Here is a 19,096-nt window from a genome sequence, read left to right on the forward strand (position 1 = left end):
ACCGACCATGACCGCACTCTGGACCCGCGACGCGCTCGAAGCCGCCACCGGCGGGCGCCTGATCGGCGCGGGCCGCCCGATCACGGGCGCCTCCATCGACACCCGCACGATCGAGCCCGGCGACCTGTTCTTCGCCATTCGGGGAGAGGCCCGTGACGGTCACGACTTCGTCGCCGACGCGCTCGGGCGTGGGGCCGGCGCCGCCGTGGTGAGCGAGGCCCGCGCCGCCGACTTTTCCGCGCACGGACCTGTCCTGGCGGTCCCGGGGGTAGGCGCCGACCCGGTCCTGTCCGCGATGACCCGTCTCGGCGAAGCCGCACGGGCACGTACCGACGCCCAGATCGTGGCGGTGACCGGCTCGGTCGGCAAGACCGGAACCAAGGAAGCCCTGCGCCACGTGCTGGCTGCGCAGGGCGAGACCCACGCCTCCGCGGCCTCCTACAACAATCATTGGGGCGTGCCCCTGACGCTCGCCCGGATGCCGCAGGCCACCCGCTACGGCGTGTTCGAGATCGGCATGAACCACCCGGCCGAGATCGTGCCGCTGACCGCCCAGGTCCGCCCCGACATCGCGCTGATCACCACGGTCGAGCCGGTGCATATCGAGCATTTCGCCTCGGTCTCGGCCATCGCGGACGCCAAGGGCGAGATTTTTTCGGGTCTTGAGCCCGGCGGCGTCGCGATCATCAACCACGACAGCGCGCATTTCGAGCGGCTGCTCGCCCATGCGCGGGCCTCGCGCGCCGGCCGGGTGATCAGCTTCGGCGAGCACCCGGAGGCCGACGTGAGGGCGCACAAAATCGTGCTGCGCCCCGACCTGTCGGTGGTCGATGCCGTGGTGATGGGCCAGCCCGTTACCTACAAGCTCGGCACCGCGGGACGGCACGCGGCCCTGAACTCGCTCGGAGTCATGGCGGTGATCCACGCGCTCGGCGCCGATCTCGCCGAGGCGGCCCTGTCGCTCGCCGGCCTGACGCCGCCGGTGGGGCGCGGCGAGCGCACCGCCCTCGAGATCGAAGGCGGCACGGCCTACCTGGTCGACGAGAGCTACAACGCCAACCCGGCCTCGGTCCGCGCCGCGATCGCGACGCTCGCCGGCATCGAGACCGGCCCGCGCGGCCGCCGCATCGCGGTGCTGGGCGACATGCTGGAGCTCGGTGCGGCCTCGCCGGACCTGCATCGCGGCCTCGCCGAAGCGATCGAGGCCGCCCGGATCGACCTGGTCTTCGCCTCCGGGCCGCTGATGCGCAACCTGTTCGAGGCGCTGCCGGTGAGCCGCCGCGGCGGCGTCGCCGACACCGCCGCCGACCTGATCGAGCCGTTGACCCGCAACCTCCGGTCCGGCGACGCCGTGATGGTCAAGGGATCGAACGGCAGCCGCATGGGGCGGATTGTCGATGTGCTGAAAGCCCGCTACGCGGTCGACCCGGGGCGGCGCGGACTGGCCGCCGCCCCGAGTTCGATCCCGCGTTCCACCCACTGAACCGCCCCAGAATCGGCATGCCCGAGCGTTCGCGACGACCGGTGCCGCCCCCCGAAACCCGCGCCTGAACAAAGGGGCCGAGCGCCCGGATGCTGTACCTTCTCTCGGAACTGAGCGGCACGTTCTCGCCCCTCAATGTCTTCCGCTACATCACCTTCCGCACCGGTGGCGCGCTGTTCACGGCGGGCCTGTTCGTGTTCTGGTTCGGGCCGTGGATCATCTCCCTGCTGCGCCTGCGCCAGGGCAAGGGCCAGCCGATCCGCGAGGATGGGCCGCAGACCCATCTCCTGACCAAGCGCGGCACGCCGACCATGGGCGGGCTGATGATCCTGGCGGGCGCCGTCGTGGCGATCCTGCTCTGGGCCAACCCGCGCAACCACTACGTCTGGGTGACCCTGACCGTGACCCTCGGCTTCGGGGCGATCGGCTTCTACGACGACTACCTCAAGGTGACGAAGCAGTCCCACAAGGGCTTCTCCGGCCGCTTCCGGCTGACGCTGGAGGCGCTGATCGCCGTCGCGGCCTGCACGATCGTCTCGATCTACTCGCCGGTCGCGCTGCAGAACCAGCTCGCCTTCCCGGTCTTCAAGGACGCGCTGCTGAACCTCGGCTGGTTCTACGCGCTGTTTGGGGCCTTCGTGATCGTCGGCGCCGGCAATTCCGTGAACATGACCGACGGCCTCGACGGGCTGGCGATCGTGCCGGTGATGATCGCCTGCGGCACCTTCGGGATCATCGCCTATCTCGTCGGCAACTCGTTCACGGCGAGCTACCTCCAGGTGAACTACGTCCGCGACACCGGCGAGCTCGCCGTCGTCTGCGGCGCGGTGATCGGGGCGGGGCTGGGCTTCCTGTGGTTCAACGCGCCGCCGGCCCAGATCTTCATGGGCGATACCGGCTCCCTGGCGCTCGGCGGCCTGCTCGGCACCATCGCGGTGGCGACCAAGCACGAGATCGTCCTGGCGATCGTCGGCGGCCTGTTCGTCCTGGAGATGATGTCGGTGATCATCCAGGTCGCCTCGTTCAAGCTCACCGGTAAGCGCGTCTTCCGGATGGCGCCGATCCACCACCATTTCGAGCAGAAGGGCTGGAAGGAGCCGCAGGTCGTGATCCGGTTCTGGATCATCGCGGTGATCCTGGCGCTCGCCGGCCTGGCAACCCTGAAGCTGCGCTGAGAAACTGTGTTAGACTGTTTTCCACTACGGCCGATCCCAAACGGGCCCTCATCCTGAGGTGCGGCCGCGAAGCGGGCGCCTCGAAGGAGCCCTCCAGCCGGCCGCGTGATCCCTGGAGGGCTCCGTCAAAGCCCGCTGGCGCGGGCACCTCAGGATGAGGGGTTGGGTGGGATCGGCGATGTTCCCACGTTGAATTGAGTTTCCCATGACACCCGTCACCGTCTTCGCGGGCCAAAAGGTCGCCCTGTTCGGGCTCGGCGGCTCGGGATTGGCCACGGCCAGTGCGCTGAAGGCCGGCGGCGCCGAGGTCGTCGCCTGGGACGACAATGCCGACAGCGTCGCGCGTGCGCAGGATTCGGGAATCGGCACGCAGGATCTGCGCGAGGCCGACTGGTCCGGCTTCAAGGCTCTGGTGCTCAGCCCCGGCGTGCCTTTGACCCATCCGGAGCCGCACTGGACCGTCCGGCTCGCCCGCGAGGCCGGGATCGAGATCATCGGCGATATCGAGCTGTTCTGCCGGGAGCGCCGGGCGCGGGCGCCCGAGGCGCCGTTCGTGGCGATCACCGGCACCAACGGTAAATCGACCACCACGGCGCTGATCGCCCACGTCCTGGCCCAGGCCGGGCGCGACGTGCAGATGGGCGGCAATATCGGCACCGCGATCCTGTCGCTGGAGCCCCCGGATGCCGGCCGCGTCCACGTGATCGAGATGTCCTCGTTCCAGATCGACCTGACCCCGGGCCTCGACCCGACGGTCGGCGTGCTGATGAACATCACGCCGGACCATCTCGACCGCCACGGCACCATGGAGCAGTACGCTGCCATCAAGGAGCGGCTGATCAGCGGCGCGGGCCTGGCGGTGGTCGGCATCGACGACGGCCCGAGCCGGGCCATCGCCGAGCGCCGCACGGGCGACCTCGTGCGCGTCCACGTGCCTAGCAGCGAGGTGCTTTGCACCGACGCCCTGACGGTGCGCGAGGGCATCGTCCGCGATCCCGACGGGACGGCACTCGCCGACGTCAACGGCATCGGCTCGCTGCGCGGCGCCCACAATTGGCAGAACGCCGCCGTGGCGGTGGCGGTCGCCCGGGCGCTGGGCCTCACCGGCGAAGCAATCCAGGCCGGCCTGTCCTCGTTCCCGGGGCTGCCGCACCGGATGGAGGAGGTCGGGCGGCGCGGCGCCGTTCTGTTCGTCAACGATTCCAAGGCCACCAACGCGGATTCCACCGAGAAGGCGCTGACCGCCTTCCGCGACATCCACTGGATCCTCGGCGGCAAGGCCAAGGAGGGCGGCATCTTCCCGCTGGTGCCGTATTTCCAGCGGGTCGCCCACGCCTACCTGATCGGCGCGGCGTCGGACGCCTTCGCGGCGACGCTCGAAGGCGTCGTGTCCTATACCCGCTGCGAAACCTTGGAGGTCGCGGTCCCCAAGGCCGCCGAGAACGCCGCCGCCTCGGGTGCCCCCGAGCCGGTGGTGCTACTCTCGCCGGCCTGTGCCTCCTACGACCAGTTCCGCAATTTCGAGATCCGCGGCGACCGGTTCCGGGAGTTGGTGCAGGCGCTGCCCTGAGGGCGTCGGAAGTCAGGGTTCAAAAGGTCGGCGACCTTTTGCGGGTGCAGGGCGGCGCTCTGCTGTCGAGCTTCGCCTGATGCATCAGGGGCTCCGCCCCCGAACCCCGCCAAAGGGCTGAGCCCTTTGGAAACCCGGTCCGGGCCGCTCAGCGTGCCAGCACCTTGGCGGCGTCCCGGGTGGTGGCGACCGCCTGCGAAACGTCGGCCACGGATTGCGCGATCGCCCCGATATTGCCGGTGATCGCCGTGACCGCGCCGGCGGCGCTCTGCATGCTCTCGGCAAGGTCGCGGGTCACGGCGCTCTGCTCCTCGATAGCCGCCGCGGTGGACACCACGGTCTCGCGCATCACTGAGACCGAGGCCCCGATCGAGCCCAAAGCCACCACCACCTCCTGCGAGACCTGCTGCACGCTGGCGATCTCGCTGTTGATCTGGCCGGTGGCCCGGGCCGCCTGGTCGGCGAGCGCCTTCACCTCCGAGGCGACCACCGCGAAGCCGCGGCCGGCCGCGCCGGCGCGGGCAGCCTCGATAGTGGCGTTGAGGGCCAGCAGGTTGATCTGCCCGGCAATGCTCTGGATCAGGCCGACGATGCTGGACATCGCGGCAGCGCTGTCGGCGAGCCGCTTGGTGTGACCGTCCGCTGCCTGCACGCAGGCATAGGCGGTGTCGGTAGCACCCTGGGAGCGGACGATGCTCTGGGACATCTCGGCCACCGACGCGGCAAGCTCCTCGGCCGCCGCCGCCACGGTCTGGACGTTGCCGGAGGTCGAATCCGCGGCCGACGAGGCCAGCCGAGCGGCATCGGTGGAATGCAGGACCGCGTGCTCGATCGCGCCGAACTTGCTGTCAATCAGCGTCCGGAGATCGGCCAGCAGGCGGACCTGCTCGGTGATGTCGGTGGCAAACTTCACCACCTTGTACGGCCGGCCGGCGGCGTCGAGGATCGGGTTGTAGGAGGCCTGGATCCAGACCTCGCGCCCGTCCTTGCCGAGGCGCCGGAACTGCGCGGCCTGGTAGGTGCCGCTGCGCAGGGCCGCCCAGAACGCCCGATACGCCTCGCTGTCCCGGTAGCCGGGCTCGACGAACAGGCTGTGATGGTGCCCGACCACCTCGTCGCGGCCGTAGCCCATCACGGCGAGGAAATTGTCGTTGGCCTCGATCACCATGCCGTCGAGGTCGAACGCGATCACCGCCTGCACCTTGTGGATCGCCGCGATCTGGCCAGCGCGGTCGGCCTCCTCGGTGCGCTGCCGGGTGATGTCGGTGGCGAACTTCACCACCTTGTAGGGCCGGCCGCGGACATCGAGCATCGGGTTGTAGGAGGCCTGGATCCAGATCGGCCGGCCGCCGCGGCCGACCCGTCGGAACTGGCCGGATTCGAACGTGCCCCCGCGCAAGCGCGCCCAGAACGCCTGGTAGTCCGCCGACTCCCGGTAGCCCGGCTCGACGAACAGGCTGTGGTGCTGGCCGACCACCTCCGGCAGGGTGTAGCCGACCGCATCGAGGAAATTGCCGTTCGCCGACAGGATGCGACCGTCGAGATCGAACTCGATCATCCCCTGGACACGGTCGAGAGCGGCCAGCTTGGCCTGCGCTTCACGGACCTTCAGAGCAGCAAACATGGCGGGTCGGCTTCTGCTGTGCGGATCGGGCCTGGCAAAGCGGCGCTTTCGACGGGCCGCTTTCCGATCCTGGAGGGAATGCATCTCAGAGTTGCATCACCAGAATTAACATTCGATGACTTCCGCCAAAGTACAGACCCGGCGAATACGGTAGTTCCTCCGGCGCACTGGATCCGCCGGATCACGGGGTTCGGCCGGCCATAAGGCTCCGTTTACCATTCCCCCACAGGATCCGGCCCGACCCACGCGGACCGGACTCCGCGCGGCCTGGAGTTCGGTGCCCGGCATGATCTCTCGCGCGGAACGCACACCGCTGACCGACTGGTGGTGGACGGTGGACCGCGGGCTGCTCGCGGCGCTGTTCGCGCTGATGGTGGCCGGCCTGGTCTTCCTGATGGGTGGCGGCCCGCCGGTGGCTGAGCGCATCGGCCTGCCGACCTTCTACTTCCTCAACCGGCAGGCGCTCTATCTCGCGCCGACCATCCTGCTGATCTGCGCGGTGTCGTTCCTGTCCCTGCGCGGCGTGCGGCGGCTCGCGCTGGTCACCTGGATCTGCGGCGTCGCGCTCTGCCTGCTCGCCGGCAAGTTCGGCCCGGAGATCAAGGGCGCACATCGCTGGATCCAGTTCGGGCCGATCGGCCTGCAGCCGTCGGAATTCGTCAAGCCGGCCTTCGTGGTGGTGGCCGCCTGGGCCTTCTCGGAGGGCGCGCAGCGCCGCGACATGCCGGGCGGCTTTCTGGCGATGCTGCTCCTGCCGGTCACCATCGTGCCGCTGCTGCTCCAGCCGGATTTCGGCCAGACCATGCTGATCACCATGGTGTGGTGCGCGCTGTTCTTCGTCGCCGGCCTGCACCTGATCTGGGTGGCGCTGCTTGGCGCGCTCGGTCTCGGCGGCGTGTTCGCGGCCTACCTGTTCTTCCATCACGTCCGCGAGCGATTCAACAAGTTCCTCGACCGCGATTCCGGCGGCGGCTTCCAGGATTTCTGGTCGCGCGAATCCTTCCGCTCGGGCGGCTGGTTCGGCACCGGCCCGGGGGAGGGGGTGGCCAAGCGGCACCTTCCGGACGCACATACCGACTTCATCTTCTCCGTCACCGGCGAGGAGTTCGGCGTGGTCGTCTGCCTGTGCCTCGTGGGCCTGTTCGCCTTCATCGTGCTGCGCGGCCTCAAGCTGGCGCGGCGCACCGACGACACCTTCTCGCGCCTGGCGATCACCGGCCTGACCACGCTGTTCGGCCTCCAGGCCTGCATCAACATGGCGGTGAACACCCAGCTCATGCCGGCCAAGGGCATGACCCTGCCGTTCGTCTCCTTCGGCGGCTCGTCGATGATCTCCCTGGCGCTCGGCACCGGCTTCCTGGTCGCCCTGACCCGCAAGCGCCCGCGCACCGTCCTGCTGAGCCAGAAGCCCCCCGGCACCGCGCCGGCCACCATCGCCGGGGTGATGCGGTGACGGTCTTCACTCCCACGATCCTGCTCTGCGCGGGCGGCACCGGCGGACACCTGTTCCCGGCCGAGAGCCTCGCCCACGCGCTGCGGGCCCGCGGCATCCGGGTGGCGCTCGCCACCGATGCCCGGGTCGACGCGATCGCGAGCGAGTTCCCGGCCTCCGAGGTGGTTACCATCGCCGCGGCGACGCCGTCGGGCCGCTCGCCTCTGAAACGGGCGAGCGCCGTGCTGACGTTGGGCCGCGGCTTCGGCGTCGCCGCCAAGGAGATCCGGCGGATCAACCCGGCCGCCATCGTCGGCTTCGGCGGCTATCCGACGGTGCCGCCGGTCCTCGCCGGCCAGATCCTGCGGGTGCCGACGGTGCTGCACGAGCAGAACGCCGTGATGGGCCGGGCCAACGCCTTCCTGGCCCGGGGCGCCCGGACCATCGCCACCGGCTTCAAGGAGGTCCGCGGCGTACCCGACAAGGCGCGCGCGCCCCGCATCCACACCGGCAACCCGCTCCGCCCGGCGGTGATCGAGGCGGCCAAGATCCCGTTTCCGGCGCTCGGCGACGGCGACGCCCTGCGCCTCCTCGTGTTCGGCGGCAGCCAGGGCGCCCGGGTCATGGGCGAGGTCGTGCCTGAGGCGATCGAGCGCCTGCCCGCTCCCTTGCGCGCCCGTCTGCACCTCGTCCAGCAGGTCCGGCCCGAGGACCTGACCGCGGTGCAGAACCGCTACCTCGCCCTCGGGCTCGCCGGTCTTGAGGCGGCGCCGTTCTTCAAGGACCTTCCGGCCCGCATGGCCGCCAGCCACCTGGTGGTCTCGCGCTCTGGCGCCTCGACGGTCTCGGAGCTTGCAGCGATCGGCCGACCCTCGATCCTGGTGCCGCTGCCCGGATCGCTCGATCAGGACCAGGCCGCCAACGCCGCGACCCTTGAGGCGATCGGGGCTGCCCTTGCCTTGAAGCAGACCGCCTTCACCCCGGATCGCCTCGCCGCTGAGCTGATGGCCTGCTTCGAGACGCCGGCAAAATTGACCGCGGCGGCCGATGCGGCCAGAAGCGCCGGCATCCACGATGCCGCCGAGCGGCTGGCTGACGTCGTCATCGAGACGGCCCGCCGCTTGTAGCAAGGGGGTTTCCAAAGGGCTCAGCCCTTTGGCGGGGTATCGGGGCGGAAATCGCCAGCAGGGCTCCGCCCTGCACCCGCAAAAGGTCGCAGACCTTTTGAAACCATGACGTTACGGAAGGTACGACGACAGATGAAGCTGCCCGACAAGCTCGGCCCCATCCACTTCATCGGCATCGGCGGCATCGGCATGTCCGGCATCGCCGAGGTGATGAGCAACCTCGGCTACACGGTCCAGGGCTCCGACGCCTCGGACAACGCCAATGTCCGCCGGCTGGCCGAGAAGGGCATCCGCACCTTCGTCGGCCACCAGGCCGAGAACGTCGACGCGGCCGCCCTGGTGGTGGTCTCGACGGCGATCCGCCGGGACAACCCGGAGCTCCAGGCCGCCCGCGAGCGCCGCCTGCCGGTGGTCCGCCGCGCCGAGATGCTGGCCGAGCTGATGCGCTTCAAGTCCTGCGTCGCCATCGCGGGCACTCACGGCAAGACCACCACGACCTCGCTGGTCGCGACCCTGCTCGATGCCGGCAACCTCGACCCGACCGTGATCAACGGCGGCATCATCAACGCCTACGGCACCAACGCCCGCATGGGCGAGGGCGACTGGATGGTGGTGGAGGCCGATGAATCCGACGGCACCTTCCTCAAGCTGCCGGCCGACGTCGCCATCGTCACCAACATCGACCCGGAGCATCTCGACCATTTCGGCTCGTTCGATGCGGTGAAGGACGCGTTCCGGCGCTTCATCGACAACATCCCGTTCTACGGCTTCGCGGTGATGTGCACCGACCACCCGGTGGTGCAGGACATGGTCGGCCATATCGAGGACCGCCGGATCATCACCTACGGCGAGAATCCCCAGGCCGACGTGCGCCTGCTCGACGTGGACCTGAAGGGCGGCCAGAGCCGCTTCCGCGTCATGATCCGGGACCGGCGCCCGGGCTTCCGCATGGAGATGGAAGACCTAGTCCTACCGATGCCCGGCAAGCACAACGCGCTCAACGCCACGGCGGCGCTCGCCGTCGCCAACGAACTCGGCGTCTCGCACGACGCCATCCGCCGGGCACTCGCCGGGTTCGGCGGGGTCAAGCGCCGCTTCACCCGCACCGGCGAGTGGAACGGCGCGACGATCTTCGACGATTACGGACACCATCCGGTGGAGATCAAGGCGGTGCTCAAGGCTGCCCGCGCCTCCACCGACGGCAACGTCATCGCGGTGGTGCAGCCGCACCGCTACACCCGGCTGGCCTCGCTGTTCGACGATTTCTGCACCTGCTTCAACGACGCCGATACCGTGATCGTGGCCCCGGTCTACACCGCCGGCGAGGCGCCGATCGAGGGGATCGACCGCGACGCCCTGGTCTCCGGCCTGCGCTCCCGCGGCCACCGCGACGCCCGCCCCCTGGACCGGCCGGAGGAGCTGGCCGGCATCGTCGCCGAGCTCGCCAAGCCCAGCGACTACGTCGTGTGCCTGGGTGCCGGCACGATCACCCAATGGGCCTACGCGCTCCCGGGCGAACTCGCCGCGCGGGGGAAGTGAGGGAGATGCGATCGGCCGAGACGGAACGCGCCCATTTCCGTCGGCATTTGCGGCAATCTCAAACGGAGGCCGAGCGTCGTCTCTGGTACCGCCTGCGCGACCGGCGTCTCGCTGGCTTCAAGTTCGTGCGGCAAGAATCGATGGGACGGTACGTGGCGGATTTCTGCTGTCGCGAGGCGCGCCTGATCGTCGAGATCGATGGCAGTCAGCACGCGGACAACGCGCGTGATCAGATTCGAGATGAATGGCTGACCGCGCAAGGCTACCGCATCCTCCGCTTCTGGAATCCCGAGATCGCGGACAATATCGGTGCGGTTCTGGACACCATCCTGGCCGCGCTTCTCCCCTCTCCCCGCGCGCGGGGAGAGGGCCGCGACGACCTCGTCGTCGGCGCGGCTAGCCCGAAGGGCGAAGGTGAGGGGGCGGCTCCAGGCGAGCCTTTGTCGGAGCCGCCCCCTCACCCTCGGCTGCCGCCTCGATGCGACGACGACAGGGTCGTCGCATCCCTCTCCCCGCAGGCGGGGAGAGGGGAGATCACCCCATGACCGCATCGCTCCACGACCGTATCCGCGCCGCCGCGCCGGCCCTGCGCGGGCGCCTGCTCGCCGACCAGCCGCTGGCCGACCTCACCTGGTTCCGGGTCGGCGGCCCAGCCGAGGTCCTGTTCACGCCGGCCGACGAGGAGGATCTCGCGCGCCTGCTGGCCGCCCTAGAGCCCGATGTGCCGGTGACGGTGATCGGCCTCGGCTCGAACCTGATCGTCCGCGACGGCGGGGTGCCCGGCGTTGTGATCCGCCTCGGCGGCAAGGCGTTCGGCAGCATCGCGGTCGACGGCGACACCCTCCAAGTCGGCACCGCCGTGCCGGATATGCGCCTCGCCAAGGCGGCGGCCGAGGCCGGGCTCGATGGGCTCGCCTTTTATCGCGGCATCCCGGGCTCTATCGGCGGCGCCCTGCGGATGAACGCCGGCGCCCATGGCGGCGAGACCACGGATGTTTTGGTCGAGGCCCACGGCATCGATCGGACAGGTACGCTGCGCCGCTTCAGCCACGCCGCGATGGGCTTTTCCTACCGGCATTCCGGTGCGCCCGAGGACGTTATTTTCACCCGCGCCCTGTTCCGCGGAAAGCCCGGCGACCGCGCCGCCATTGAGGCCGAGATGGAGCGGGTCACCGCCGCCCGCGAGGCCGCGCAGCCGATCCGCGAGCGCACCGGCGGCTCGACCTTCGCCAACCCGGAGGGCGGCAAAGCCTGGCAGTTGATCGACGCCGCCGGCTGCCGGGGCCTGACCCGGGGCGGTGCCCAGGTCTCGCCAATGCACTGCAACTTCCTGATCAACACCGGCGGCGCCACCGCCGCCGACATCGAGGGGCTGGGCGAGGAGGTCCGACGCCGGGTGCGGGAGACCAGCGGCGTCACGCTGCGCTGGGAGATCCGGCGGATCGGAGTACCCGCGACCGAGACCTGAGATCGAGGCGCAGAGGGGACGGATGATGCGTTACGCGGTGATCATCGCGCAGGTAGGCGACACCGGCTCAGCCTAAGTCCCCATTCGAGACTGACCTTCCCGAGGAGCCCACCATGTCCAAGCACGTCGCCGTCCTCCTGGGCGGCTCCTCCGCCGAGCGCGAGGTCTCGCTCAGCTCCGGCGCGGCCTGCGCCGCGGCGCTCGAAGGGGAGGGGTACCGTGTGACCCAGGTCGATGTCGGCGCCGATATCGCCTCCGTGCTCACCGAGCTGCGGCCGGACGTGGCCTTCAACGCCCTGCACGGCCCGGACGGCGAGGACGGCACGATCCAGGGCCTCTTGGAGATCCTGAAGATCCCCTACACCCATTCCGGCGTGCTCGCCTCGGCGCTCGCCATGAACAAGGAGCGGGCGAAGACGGTGATGCGCGCCGCCGGGGTCGACGTGCCGGCGGGCCGGATCGTTAACCGCTTCGAGGCCGCGAAAAACCACCCGCTGCCGCCGCCCTACGTGGTCAAGCCGATCGCCGAAGGCTCCTCCGTCGGGGTCATCATCGTGCGCGACGGCCGGTCGCACCCGCCCCAGATCCTTGCCTCGGAAGAATGGAAGTTCGGCGAGCAAGTCCTTGCAGAACCTTACATAGCCGGTCGCGAGCTCACCTGCGGGGTGATGGGCGACAAGGCCCTCGGGGTGATCGAGGTGAAGGCCTCCACGGGGGAGTGGTACGACTACGACGCGAAGTACGCCCCGGGGGGCTCGGTGCACGTGCTGCCGGCCGAACTTAAACCAAATGTTTACCAGCGTGTCCAAGAGTTGTCGTTAACGGCGCATCAAGCACTGGGCTGCCGGGGCGTCAGCCGTGCCGACCTTCGCTACGACGACACACCGGGTGGAACCGGTTTGCTCGTGGTTCTGGAGGTCAACACGCAACCCGGCATGACCCAGACGAGCCTTGTGCCTGAGATGGCGGCCCATGCGGGCCTGGGTTTCGGTGAGCTCGTCCGATGGATGGTGGAGGACGCTTCTCTGAATCGCTGAGCGGCGGTGACGCTGCCGGTCGCAGCCTTCCCGCGCGCCTCGTCGGCGCTGCGCTGGATCGGCTCACCGGACGCGCGCCTGCCCGCTCTCTCTCGGTGCGCCGGGCCCGCCCGGGCCAGCGGCTGACCGCGCGACTTCCCCGGGGCGCAGGCACTGTGGGCGTCTCTTTGTCTCTCGCCGCCGTGGCGCTCGCCGGTTTCGTGGCGAGCGGGCGCTACGAAGCCTTCGTGGCCGAGCAGGGCCGGCCCCTCGACATCGCAGCGCGGGTCCTCGGCTTCGGCGTCGAGCGCGTGACCATCTCGGGCATCTCCCGGATGTACGAGCGTGAGGTGCTGGCCGCGGCCGGCATCGACTGGCGCTCCTCCGTCCCGTTCCTGGATGTCGTCGAGGTCCGCGAGAAGCTGCTGCGCGTGCCGCTGATCGCTCAAGCCTCGGTCCGGAAGATCTATCCGAACGAGATCGCCATCACCCAGGTGGAGCGCGAGCCCGCCGCCCTCTGGCAGAAGAACGGCGAGATCAACGTGATCGCCGCCGACGGCACCGTGATCGACGCCATGCGGGACGATCGCTACGCCAGCCTGCCCCTGGTGGTGGGCGACGACGCCAACAACAAGCTGCCGGAATATCTCGCCCTCATCGCCGCCGCCGGGCCGCTCTCCGAGCGCATCAAGGCCGGGACCTACGTCTCCGGCCGCCGCTGGACGCTCAAGCTCGACGGCGTCGACGTGCGCCTGCCCGAGAACGAGCCGGCTGCGGCGCTGGCGCGCCTCGTGCGGTTCGAGCGCGAGGCCGGCCTGCTCGAGAAGGACATCATCGCGGTGGACCTGCGCATGCCCGACCGCCTGGTGGTGCGCCTGACCGAGGAGGCCGCCGCCGCCCGCGCGGAAGCCCAGAAGGCGAAGAAGAAGGGCGCAGCCAGCTGATGCCCTCGACCAAGATCTCCGCCCGTCCCGCCTTCTGCGTCCGGTAGTGTCAATGCACAGCCAACACGGCCTCACGCCGCGACTGAAGCCGCTCTCCGCCCGGCGCTCGACCACCCTGTCGGTGCTCGACATCGGCACCAGCAAGGTCGTCTGCCTCATCGCCGAGCTGCAGCCCGCCGAGGCGCTCTCGACCCTGCGCGGCCGCACGCACCTCGCCCGGATCATCGGCATCGGCCATCAGCGCTCCCTGGGGCTGAAGGGCGGGGCGATCGTCGATCTCGCCGCCGCCGAGGGCGCGATCCGCCAAGCGGTGCACGCCGCCGAGCGGATGGCCAAGGTCGAGGTGCAATCGGTCATCGTCAACATGTCCGGCGGCCGGCTCGCCTCGCAGCATTTCCAGGCCCGGGTGAACGTTCGCTCCGGCACCGTCACCGGCAGCGATGTCGAGCGGGTGCTGGAGACTGCGAGCGCCCACGGCGTCAGCCCCGGCCGGGCCGTGCTGCACGCGCTCCCCACCGGCTACGCGCTGGACGGGCAGGGCGCGGTGATCGATCCGTCGGGGATGATCGGCGAGGCCCTCGGGGTCGACCTGCACGTCGTCACCAGCGAGCTCGCCGCCGCCCGCAACGTCATGCTGGCGGTGGAGCATTGCCATCTCGGGGTCGAGGCGGTGATCGCCACGCCCTACGCCGCCGGGCTCTCGGCCCTGGTGGACGACGAGGCCGAGATGGGCGTCTGCGTCGTCGACATGGGCGGCGGCACCACCAGCGTCGGGGTGTTCTCGGGCGGCCATCTCGTCCACGTGGACGCGGTGGCGGTGGGCGGCCACCACGTCACCATGGATATCGCCCGGGGCCTCTCCACCCGCATGGCCGCGGCCGAGCGGCTGAAGACCCTCTACGGCTCGGCCCTCTCCACCCCCTCCGACGAGCGCGACATGATCGCCGTGCACGGGGTTGGCGAGGACGAGGGCGAGGCCCCGGCCCACATCCCGCGCTCGCAGCTGGTGCGGATCATCAAGCCGCGGGTCGAGGAGGTGGTCGAGCTGGTCCGCGACCGCCTGCGCGATGCCGGCTTCGCCGCCCAGGCCGGGCGGCGGGTGGTGCTCACGGGCGGCGCCAGCCAGCTCGTCGGCCTGCCCGAGGTCGCCCGGCGGGTCCTCCAGGGCCAGGTCCGGATCGGCCGGCCGCTCGGGATCCGTGGCCTGCCCGAGGCGGCCAAGGGACCGGCCTTCTCGGCGGCCGTCGGCCTGCTGGTCTACCCGCAGGTGGCGCACGCCGAGCACTTCGAGCCGAGGGGGCACGGCGCCTTCGCGGCCACGGGATCGGACCGGTACATCAGCCGGGTCGGGCGCTGGATCCGGGACAGCTTCTAGGTTTCACCCCCGCCTCGATCGGCGGGGGATCGAAAAAATATCGGCGCCGCAGCGCCGCACGGAAAGCAGAGTAAGCGAGAGGCTCGACACCATGGCCATTACCCTCCAGGCGCCGGACATCCGGGAACTCAAGCCCCGCATCACCGTCTTCGGTGTCGGCGGCGCAGGCGGCAACGCAGTCAACAACATGATCGAGTCGGGCCTGCTCGGCTGCGAGTTCGTGGTCGCCAACACCGACGCGCAGGCGCTCACCTCCTCGAAGGCGGAGCGGGTGATCCAGATGGGCCTGGGCGTCACCCAGGGCCTCGGCGCCGGCTCGCACCCGGAGGTCGGCTCGGCCGCCGCCGACGAGGTGATCGACGAGATCCGCGACCAGCTCTCGGGCGCCCACATGTGCTTCATCACCGCCGGCATGGGCGGCGGCACCGGCACCGGCGCCGCGCCGGTCATCGCCCGCACCGCCCGCGACATGGGCATCCTCACGGTCGGCGTCGTCACCAAGCCGTTCCAGTTCGAGGGCGTGCGCCGCATGCGCACCGCCGAGACCGGTATCCAGGAGCTGCAGGCCGCGGTCGACACCCTGATTGTGATCCCGAACCAGAACCTGTTCCGGGTCGCCAACGAGAAGACCACCTTCGCCGACGCCTTCGCGATGGCCGACCAAGTGCTCTACTCGGGCGTCGCCTGCATCACCGACCTGATGGTCAAGGAAGGCCTGATCAACCTCGACTTCGCCGACGTCCGGGCGATCATGCGCGGCATGGGCAAGGCCATGATGGGCACCGGCGAGGCGTCCGGCGAGAAGCGCGCCAACCGCGCCGCCGAGGCCGCCATCGCCAACCCGCTCCTCGACGACGTCTCCATGAAGGGCGCCCGCGGCCTGCTGATCTCGATCACCGGCGGCTCGGACCTGACCCTGTACGAGCTCGACGAGGCCGCCACCCGCATCCGCGAGGAGGTCGACCAGGACGCCAACATCATCCTGGGCGCCACCTTCGACGAGAGCCTCGACGGCATCATCCGCGTGTCGGTGGTCGCTACCGGCATCGAGCCGCTGCTGATCTCGGCCAACTCGCCGAACAACCCGGCCATCGCCGAGACCGAGCAGCGCATCGCCGAGGTGGCCGAGCGCCTGCGGGCCGAGGCCCGCGCCCGGGCCTCCTCGCCGGTCCCGAGCATCCGCACGGACTCCGTGGGCCAGGCCCCGGTCGGCCAGGCCCCCGCGCAGAGCCCGGCCCCGGCCGCTCCGCAGCAGGCCCCCGAGATGCGCGTCGAGGCCCAGGCCCCGGTCGCCCGCGACGAGGTCGTGCTCGCCCCGGCCCAGCCGCGCGCCGCCGCGCCGTTCGTCCCGGCCCCCGCCCCGCAGCAGGCCGAGCCCGCGCCGCAGTTCCAGGCCGGCCCGTTCGTCCCGCCGCGTCCGGCCGCCCCGGCCGCCGCGCCGCTCGCCCGCGCCCCGCGGATGCCGCAGATCCACGAGCTGCCGCCGATCGCCCAGAACCAGATCCTGGCGAACCGGGCGGCCGAGGAAGCGGCGCCCGAGTCCAAGCGGACCTCGCTGCTGCGCCGTCTCGCCACCGTCGGCTTCGGTGGCCGGCGCGACGAGATGGAGGGCGTGCCCGCCCCGCGGGCCGCGGCCCCGGTCGCGCCGCAGCCGCACGCCGCCCAGCCGCAGCACCTGGCTCAGCCGCAATTGGCCCATCCCCATGTGCCGCCGGCCCCGCGCGCTCCGGTCCCGCCGGCGCCGCAATACCGGCCGGCCCAGGGCGGCCTCGATGCCCAGGGCCGCGTCGCGCCGCAGTCGCGGATGATGGACGACGACCAGCTCGAGATCCCGGCCTTCCTGCGCCGCCAGGCGAACTGAAGACGGCCTCGATCACCGACGAAACGGGGAGCCGACGGGAAACCGCCGGCTCTTCGCGTTGCAGCGACACAACCTTTGATTGTTAAGCGGGAGGACTGGAGTCACAGCGCGGTTAACGTTTGTGACGCTATCCCCAGGCACGTGATGCAGCCGCGCCACAGAATGGCCGTCGGTTAGCCACGCATTAACCAAGCTTTAAGCCTTTGTGCCGACAGCTTTTTAGCAGCTCCAAGCAGCAAGCGTGTCTGTAACAGAGCGTAAGAATCCGTGATTTGGCTGCCCTGTGCGGTGCAGCTATAGACACTCGCAGACCAATGAGACGCGCTGCAGGACACAACCTGATAGCGCGATAGGGGCTTCAAGCAGCGGACGGATCGGACAGTTTCCTCACCATCCCCGGTCGGGATGGCGGGACCTGATCGCGGCCGGGGGCTAATGAATGCGAACGCATAAACAGACGACCCTGAAGGGGCCGGTGACGCTCTCAGGCGTAGGGGTCCATTCCGGGAACCCGGCCGAGATTACGATCCGACCCGCTCCGGCCAATCACGGTATCGCGTTTCTTCGAACCAGCACCACCCACGGCAATGACCGCCTGATCAAGGCCCATCACGCCCTCGTCTCCGCCACCGAACTCTGCACCGTCATCGGTGATGTCGAGACCGGCGCCGTCGCCACCATCGAGCATCTGATGTCCGCCCTCTACGGGCTCGGCGTCGACAACGCTCTGGTCGAGATCGACGGGCCGGAAATGCCGATCCTCGACGGGTCCGCCCTCCAATTCGTCCAGGCCATCGACAAGGTCGGCATCGCCTCTTGCGCGACGCCGCGCCGCTGGCTGAAGGTCCTGCGCCACGTCCGCATCGAGACCGGCCGCGCCTTCGCGGAACTCCGCCCGATCGATCGGGGCTTCCGCCTCGACGTAGAGATCGATTTCGACAGCCCGGTGATCGGCCGCTCGCGCAAGGCGATGGACCTGTCGCCCGCCACCTACCGCCGCGAGATCGCGGGCGCCCGCACCTTCGGGATGATGAAGGACGTGGAGCGCTACTGGAAGGCCGGTTTTGCCCTCGGCGCCTCCCTGGAGAACACCGTCGCGGTCGGCGAGACCGCGGTGGTCAACCCCGAGGGCCTGCGCTTCCCGGACGAGTTCGTCCGCCACAAGATCCTCGACGCGGTCGGCGACCTCGCCTTGGCCGGCCTGCCGATCCAGGGCGCCTACCGCTCCTATTGCGGCGGACACCGGATGAATGTCGGCGTCCTCTCCGCCCTGTTCGCCGACCGGTCCAACTATGCCATCGTCGAGGCGCAGGGCTCGCGCCGCGAGGCCGTGCTCTCGGAACTCGGCGTCGGCCTCGGCATCGCCGCCTTCGCCGGCGAACTCTGATCCCGAACCTGTCACCCGCGGGCCACAGCCGGCAACCGATCCAGGCTGCCGCAGCCTTGCCGCTTTCGTGCCCGAATCAAACGTCACGGTTTAACGGTCCGTGAACGACGGGCACGGCCCGGTCGGGCCGGATCCACATCACGCGATGGCACGACGGCGCGGGACGTGCGCCGGTTCCGGGAAAGAGCGCCAGATGCCTGTCACCATTCGTCATCGCCGGGCAGCTGCCTTCATGGCGCCTCTCGTGGCCGTTCTCGGCCTGGGCCTCGGCGGCTGCGACTTCGACCCGACCAATCTCTTCGCCGAGAAGTACAAACCCGAAGTCGTGCCGGATGTCCCAGCGGACAAGCTCTACAGCGAGGGCTTGGCCAAGCTGGAGGACAGCGACTACGAGGGCGCCGTCAAGAAGTTCGACAACCTCGACAAGCAGTACCAATATTCCGAATGGTCCCGGAAGGCGCTGCTGATGACGGCCTACGCCAATTACGAGGGCCAGAAATACGACGAGGCGATCAGCGCCGCGAAGCGGTACCTGCAGCGCCATCCGGCCAGCAAGGACGCCGCCTACGCGCAGTACCTAATGGCGATGTCGAACTATAAGCAGATCCCGGACGTGACCCGCGATCAGGACCGCTCGGAGAAGGCACTGGTCGCCCTTCAGGAGCTGGTCCAGAAGTATCCGACCTCCGAGTATTCGAACGACGCGCGATCCAAGATCCAGATCACCCGCGACCAGCTCGCCGGCAAGGAGATGGAAGTCGGTCGCTTCTACCTGGAGCGGCGCAACTTTCCGGCCGCGATCAACCGCTTCCGCGACGTGGTCGCCAAGTACCAGACCACCCGCCACGCCGAGGAGGCGCTGGAGCGCCTGACCGAGGCGTACTGGGCGCTCGGCATCACCCAGGAGGCGCAGAACTCCGCGGCCGTGCTCGGGCACAACTTCCCGGACAGCCCCTGGTACAAGGACGCGCACGCGCTCCTGGCCCAGGGCGGCCTCGAGCCCCGCGAGGAGAAGACCTCGTTCCTCTCCAAGATCTACCGGACCGTGACCGGCAAGACCGCCTCGGCCGAGTGACAAAACCGGCAGGCCGCGGC

The 19,096-nt window shown here is 69.7% G+C and carries 15 protein-coding genes; 14 read left to right on the forward strand and 1 reads right to left on the reverse strand.

What is annotated here, in order from left to right; translation table 11 throughout:
- Nucleotides 1–7 precede the first annotated feature (7 nt).
- From BM228_RS14420 to murD, 3 genes are all read left to right on the forward strand, one after another.
- The gene (locus BM228_RS14420) at nucleotides 8–1,483 is read left to right on the forward strand and encodes a UDP-N-acetylmuramoylalanyl-D-glutamyl-2,6-diaminopimelate--D-alanyl-D-alanine ligase (RefSeq protein ID WP_092041631.1); all 1,476 of its coding nucleotides are present in this window, start codon (nucleotides 8–10) and stop codon (nucleotides 1,481–1,483) included.
- Nucleotides 1,484–1,572: 89 nt separating this feature from the next.
- Nucleotides 1,573–2,658, forward strand: coding sequence for a phospho-N-acetylmuramoyl-pentapeptide-transferase (gene mraY, locus BM228_RS14425; RefSeq protein WP_092041634.1), 1,086 nt, complete (start codon nucleotides 1,573–1,575; stop codon nucleotides 2,656–2,658).
- Between the two features lie 205 nt (nucleotides 2,659–2,863).
- The gene (murD, locus tag BM228_RS14430) at nucleotides 2,864–4,228 is read left to right on the forward strand and encodes a UDP-N-acetylmuramoyl-L-alanine--D-glutamate ligase (RefSeq protein ID WP_092041636.1); all 1,365 of its coding nucleotides are present in this window, start codon (nucleotides 2,864–2,866) and stop codon (nucleotides 4,226–4,228) included.
- 148 nt (nucleotides 4,229–4,376) lie between these two features.
- Here the strand turns inward: murD and BM228_RS14435 are convergent, their stop codons facing one another.
- Nucleotides 4,377–5,852, reverse strand: a complete 1,476-nt coding sequence (locus BM228_RS14435) for a methyl-accepting chemotaxis protein (protein WP_092041639.1) — start codon at nucleotides 5,850–5,852, stop codon at nucleotides 4,377–4,379.
- 286 nt (nucleotides 5,853–6,138) lie between these two features.
- Here BM228_RS14435 and BM228_RS14440 point away from each other — a divergent pair, with 286 nt between their 5' ends.
- The 11 genes from BM228_RS14440 (at nucleotide 6,139) to BM228_RS14490 (ending at nucleotide 19,076) form a co-directional block, all read left to right on the forward strand.
- The gene (locus BM228_RS14440; RefSeq protein WP_092041642.1) at nucleotides 6,139–7,305 is read left to right on the forward strand and encodes an FtsW/RodA/SpoVE family cell cycle protein; all 1,167 of its coding nucleotides are present in this window, start codon (nucleotides 6,139–6,141) and stop codon (nucleotides 7,303–7,305) included.
- Nucleotides 7,302–8,411 (forward strand): undecaprenyldiphospho-muramoylpentapeptide beta-N-acetylglucosaminyltransferase, encoded by a 1,110-nt coding sequence (gene murG / locus BM228_RS14445; RefSeq protein WP_092041645.1) that lies wholly within the window; start codon nucleotides 7,302–7,304, stop codon nucleotides 8,409–8,411. The genes BM228_RS14440 and murG overlap by 4 nt, the downstream gene beginning before the upstream one ends.
- Before the next feature lie 132 nt (nucleotides 8,412–8,543).
- Nucleotides 8,544–9,950, forward strand: a complete 1,407-nt coding sequence (gene murC / locus BM228_RS14450; protein ID WP_092041647.1) for a UDP-N-acetylmuramate--L-alanine ligase — start codon at nucleotides 8,544–8,546, stop codon at nucleotides 9,948–9,950.
- A gap of 5 nt (nucleotides 9,951–9,955) precedes the next feature.
- Entirely contained in the window at nucleotides 9,956–10,495 is a 540-nt protein-coding gene (locus tag BM228_RS14455; protein WP_092041798.1) for an endonuclease domain-containing protein, read from the forward strand.
- On the forward strand, nucleotides 10,492–11,418 hold the full coding sequence (gene murB, locus BM228_RS14460) for a UDP-N-acetylmuramate dehydrogenase (protein WP_092041650.1): 927 nt from the start codon (nucleotides 10,492–10,494) through the stop codon (nucleotides 11,416–11,418). Before BM228_RS14455 ends, murB begins: the two co-directional genes overlap by 4 nt.
- Nucleotides 11,419–11,531: 113 nt before the next feature.
- Nucleotides 11,532–12,455, forward strand: a complete 924-nt coding sequence (locus tag BM228_RS14465) for a D-alanine--D-alanine ligase (protein WP_092041653.1) — start codon at nucleotides 11,532–11,534, stop codon at nucleotides 12,453–12,455.
- Nucleotides 12,422–13,378: a cell division protein FtsQ/DivIB gene (locus BM228_RS14470; RefSeq protein WP_092041655.1), complete on the forward strand. Its 957-nt coding sequence runs from the start codon at nucleotides 12,422–12,424 to the stop codon at nucleotides 13,376–13,378. The genes BM228_RS14465 and BM228_RS14470 overlap by 34 nt, the downstream gene beginning before the upstream one ends.
- Before the next feature lie 52 nt (nucleotides 13,379–13,430).
- Nucleotides 13,431–14,753 carry a cell division protein FtsA gene (ftsA, locus tag BM228_RS14475; RefSeq protein WP_092041801.1) on the forward strand — a complete coding sequence of 441 codons (1,323 nt, stop codon included), beginning with the start codon at nucleotides 13,431–13,433 and terminating at the stop codon, nucleotides 14,751–14,753.
- A gap of 91 nt (nucleotides 14,754–14,844) precedes the next feature.
- Entirely contained in the window at nucleotides 14,845–16,614 is a 1,770-nt protein-coding gene (ftsZ, locus tag BM228_RS14480) for a cell division protein FtsZ (protein ID WP_092041658.1), read from the forward strand.
- Nucleotides 16,615–17,053: 439 nt separating this feature from the next.
- Nucleotides 17,054–18,001, forward strand: a complete 948-nt coding sequence (gene lpxC, locus BM228_RS14485) for a UDP-3-O-acyl-N-acetylglucosamine deacetylase (RefSeq protein WP_092041661.1) — start codon at nucleotides 17,054–17,056, stop codon at nucleotides 17,999–18,001.
- 193 nt (nucleotides 18,002–18,194) lie between these two features.
- On the forward strand, nucleotides 18,195–19,076 hold the full coding sequence (locus BM228_RS14490) for an outer membrane protein assembly factor BamD (protein WP_092041664.1): 882 nt from the start codon (nucleotides 18,195–18,197) through the stop codon (nucleotides 19,074–19,076).
- Nucleotides 19,077–19,096: the final 20 nt, after the last annotated feature.

Origin of the sequence: Methylobacterium pseudosasicola, assembly GCF_900114535.1 — a bacterium.
GTDB lineage: Bacteria > Pseudomonadota > Alphaproteobacteria > Rhizobiales > Beijerinckiaceae > Methylobacterium > Methylobacterium pseudosasicola.

What these genes read in the sequence shown, in the direction of transcription:
- BM228_RS14440 (WP_092041642.1), top strand. Translation starts at nt 6,139, where the DNA reads ATGATCTCTCGCGCGGAACGCACACCGCTGACCGACTGGTGGTGGACG.
- BM228_RS14470 (WP_092041655.1), top strand. Translation starts at nt 12,422, where the DNA reads ATGGATGGTGGAGGACGCTTCTCTGAATCGCTGAGCGGCGGTGACGCT.
- BM228_RS14490 (WP_092041664.1), top strand. Translation starts at nt 18,195, where the DNA reads ATGCCTGTCACCATTCGTCATCGCCGGGCAGCTGCCTTCATGGCGCCT.
- murD (WP_092041636.1), top strand. Translation starts at nt 2,864, where the DNA reads ATGACACCCGTCACCGTCTTCGCGGGCCAAAAGGTCGCCCTGTTCGGG.
- BM228_RS14420 (WP_092041631.1), top strand. Translation starts at nt 8, where the DNA reads ATGACCGCACTCTGGACCCGCGACGCGCTCGAAGCCGCCACCGGCGGG.
- lpxC (WP_092041661.1), top strand. Translation starts at nt 17,054, where the DNA reads ATGCGAACGCATAAACAGACGACCCTGAAGGGGCCGGTGACGCTCTCA.
- murB (WP_092041650.1), top strand. Translation starts at nt 10,492, where the DNA reads ATGACCGCATCGCTCCACGACCGTATCCGCGCCGCCGCGCCGGCCCTG.
- murC (WP_092041647.1), top strand. Translation starts at nt 8,544, where the DNA reads ATGAAGCTGCCCGACAAGCTCGGCCCCATCCACTTCATCGGCATCGGC.
- ftsA (WP_092041801.1), top strand. Translation starts at nt 13,431, where the DNA reads ATGCACAGCCAACACGGCCTCACGCCGCGACTGAAGCCGCTCTCCGCC.
- BM228_RS14455 (WP_092041798.1), top strand. Translation starts at nt 9,956, where the DNA reads ATGCGATCGGCCGAGACGGAACGCGCCCATTTCCGTCGGCATTTGCGG.
- BM228_RS14465 (WP_092041653.1), top strand. Translation starts at nt 11,532, where the DNA reads ATGTCCAAGCACGTCGCCGTCCTCCTGGGCGGCTCCTCCGCCGAGCGC.
- ftsZ (WP_092041658.1), top strand. Translation starts at nt 14,845, where the DNA reads ATGGCCATTACCCTCCAGGCGCCGGACATCCGGGAACTCAAGCCCCGC.
- BM228_RS14435 (WP_092041639.1), bottom strand. Translation starts at nt 5,852, where the DNA reads ATGTTTGCTGCTCTGAAGGTCCGTGAAGCGCAGGCCAAGCTGGCCGCT.
- mraY (WP_092041634.1), top strand. Translation starts at nt 1,573, where the DNA reads ATGCTGTACCTTCTCTCGGAACTGAGCGGCACGTTCTCGCCCCTCAAT.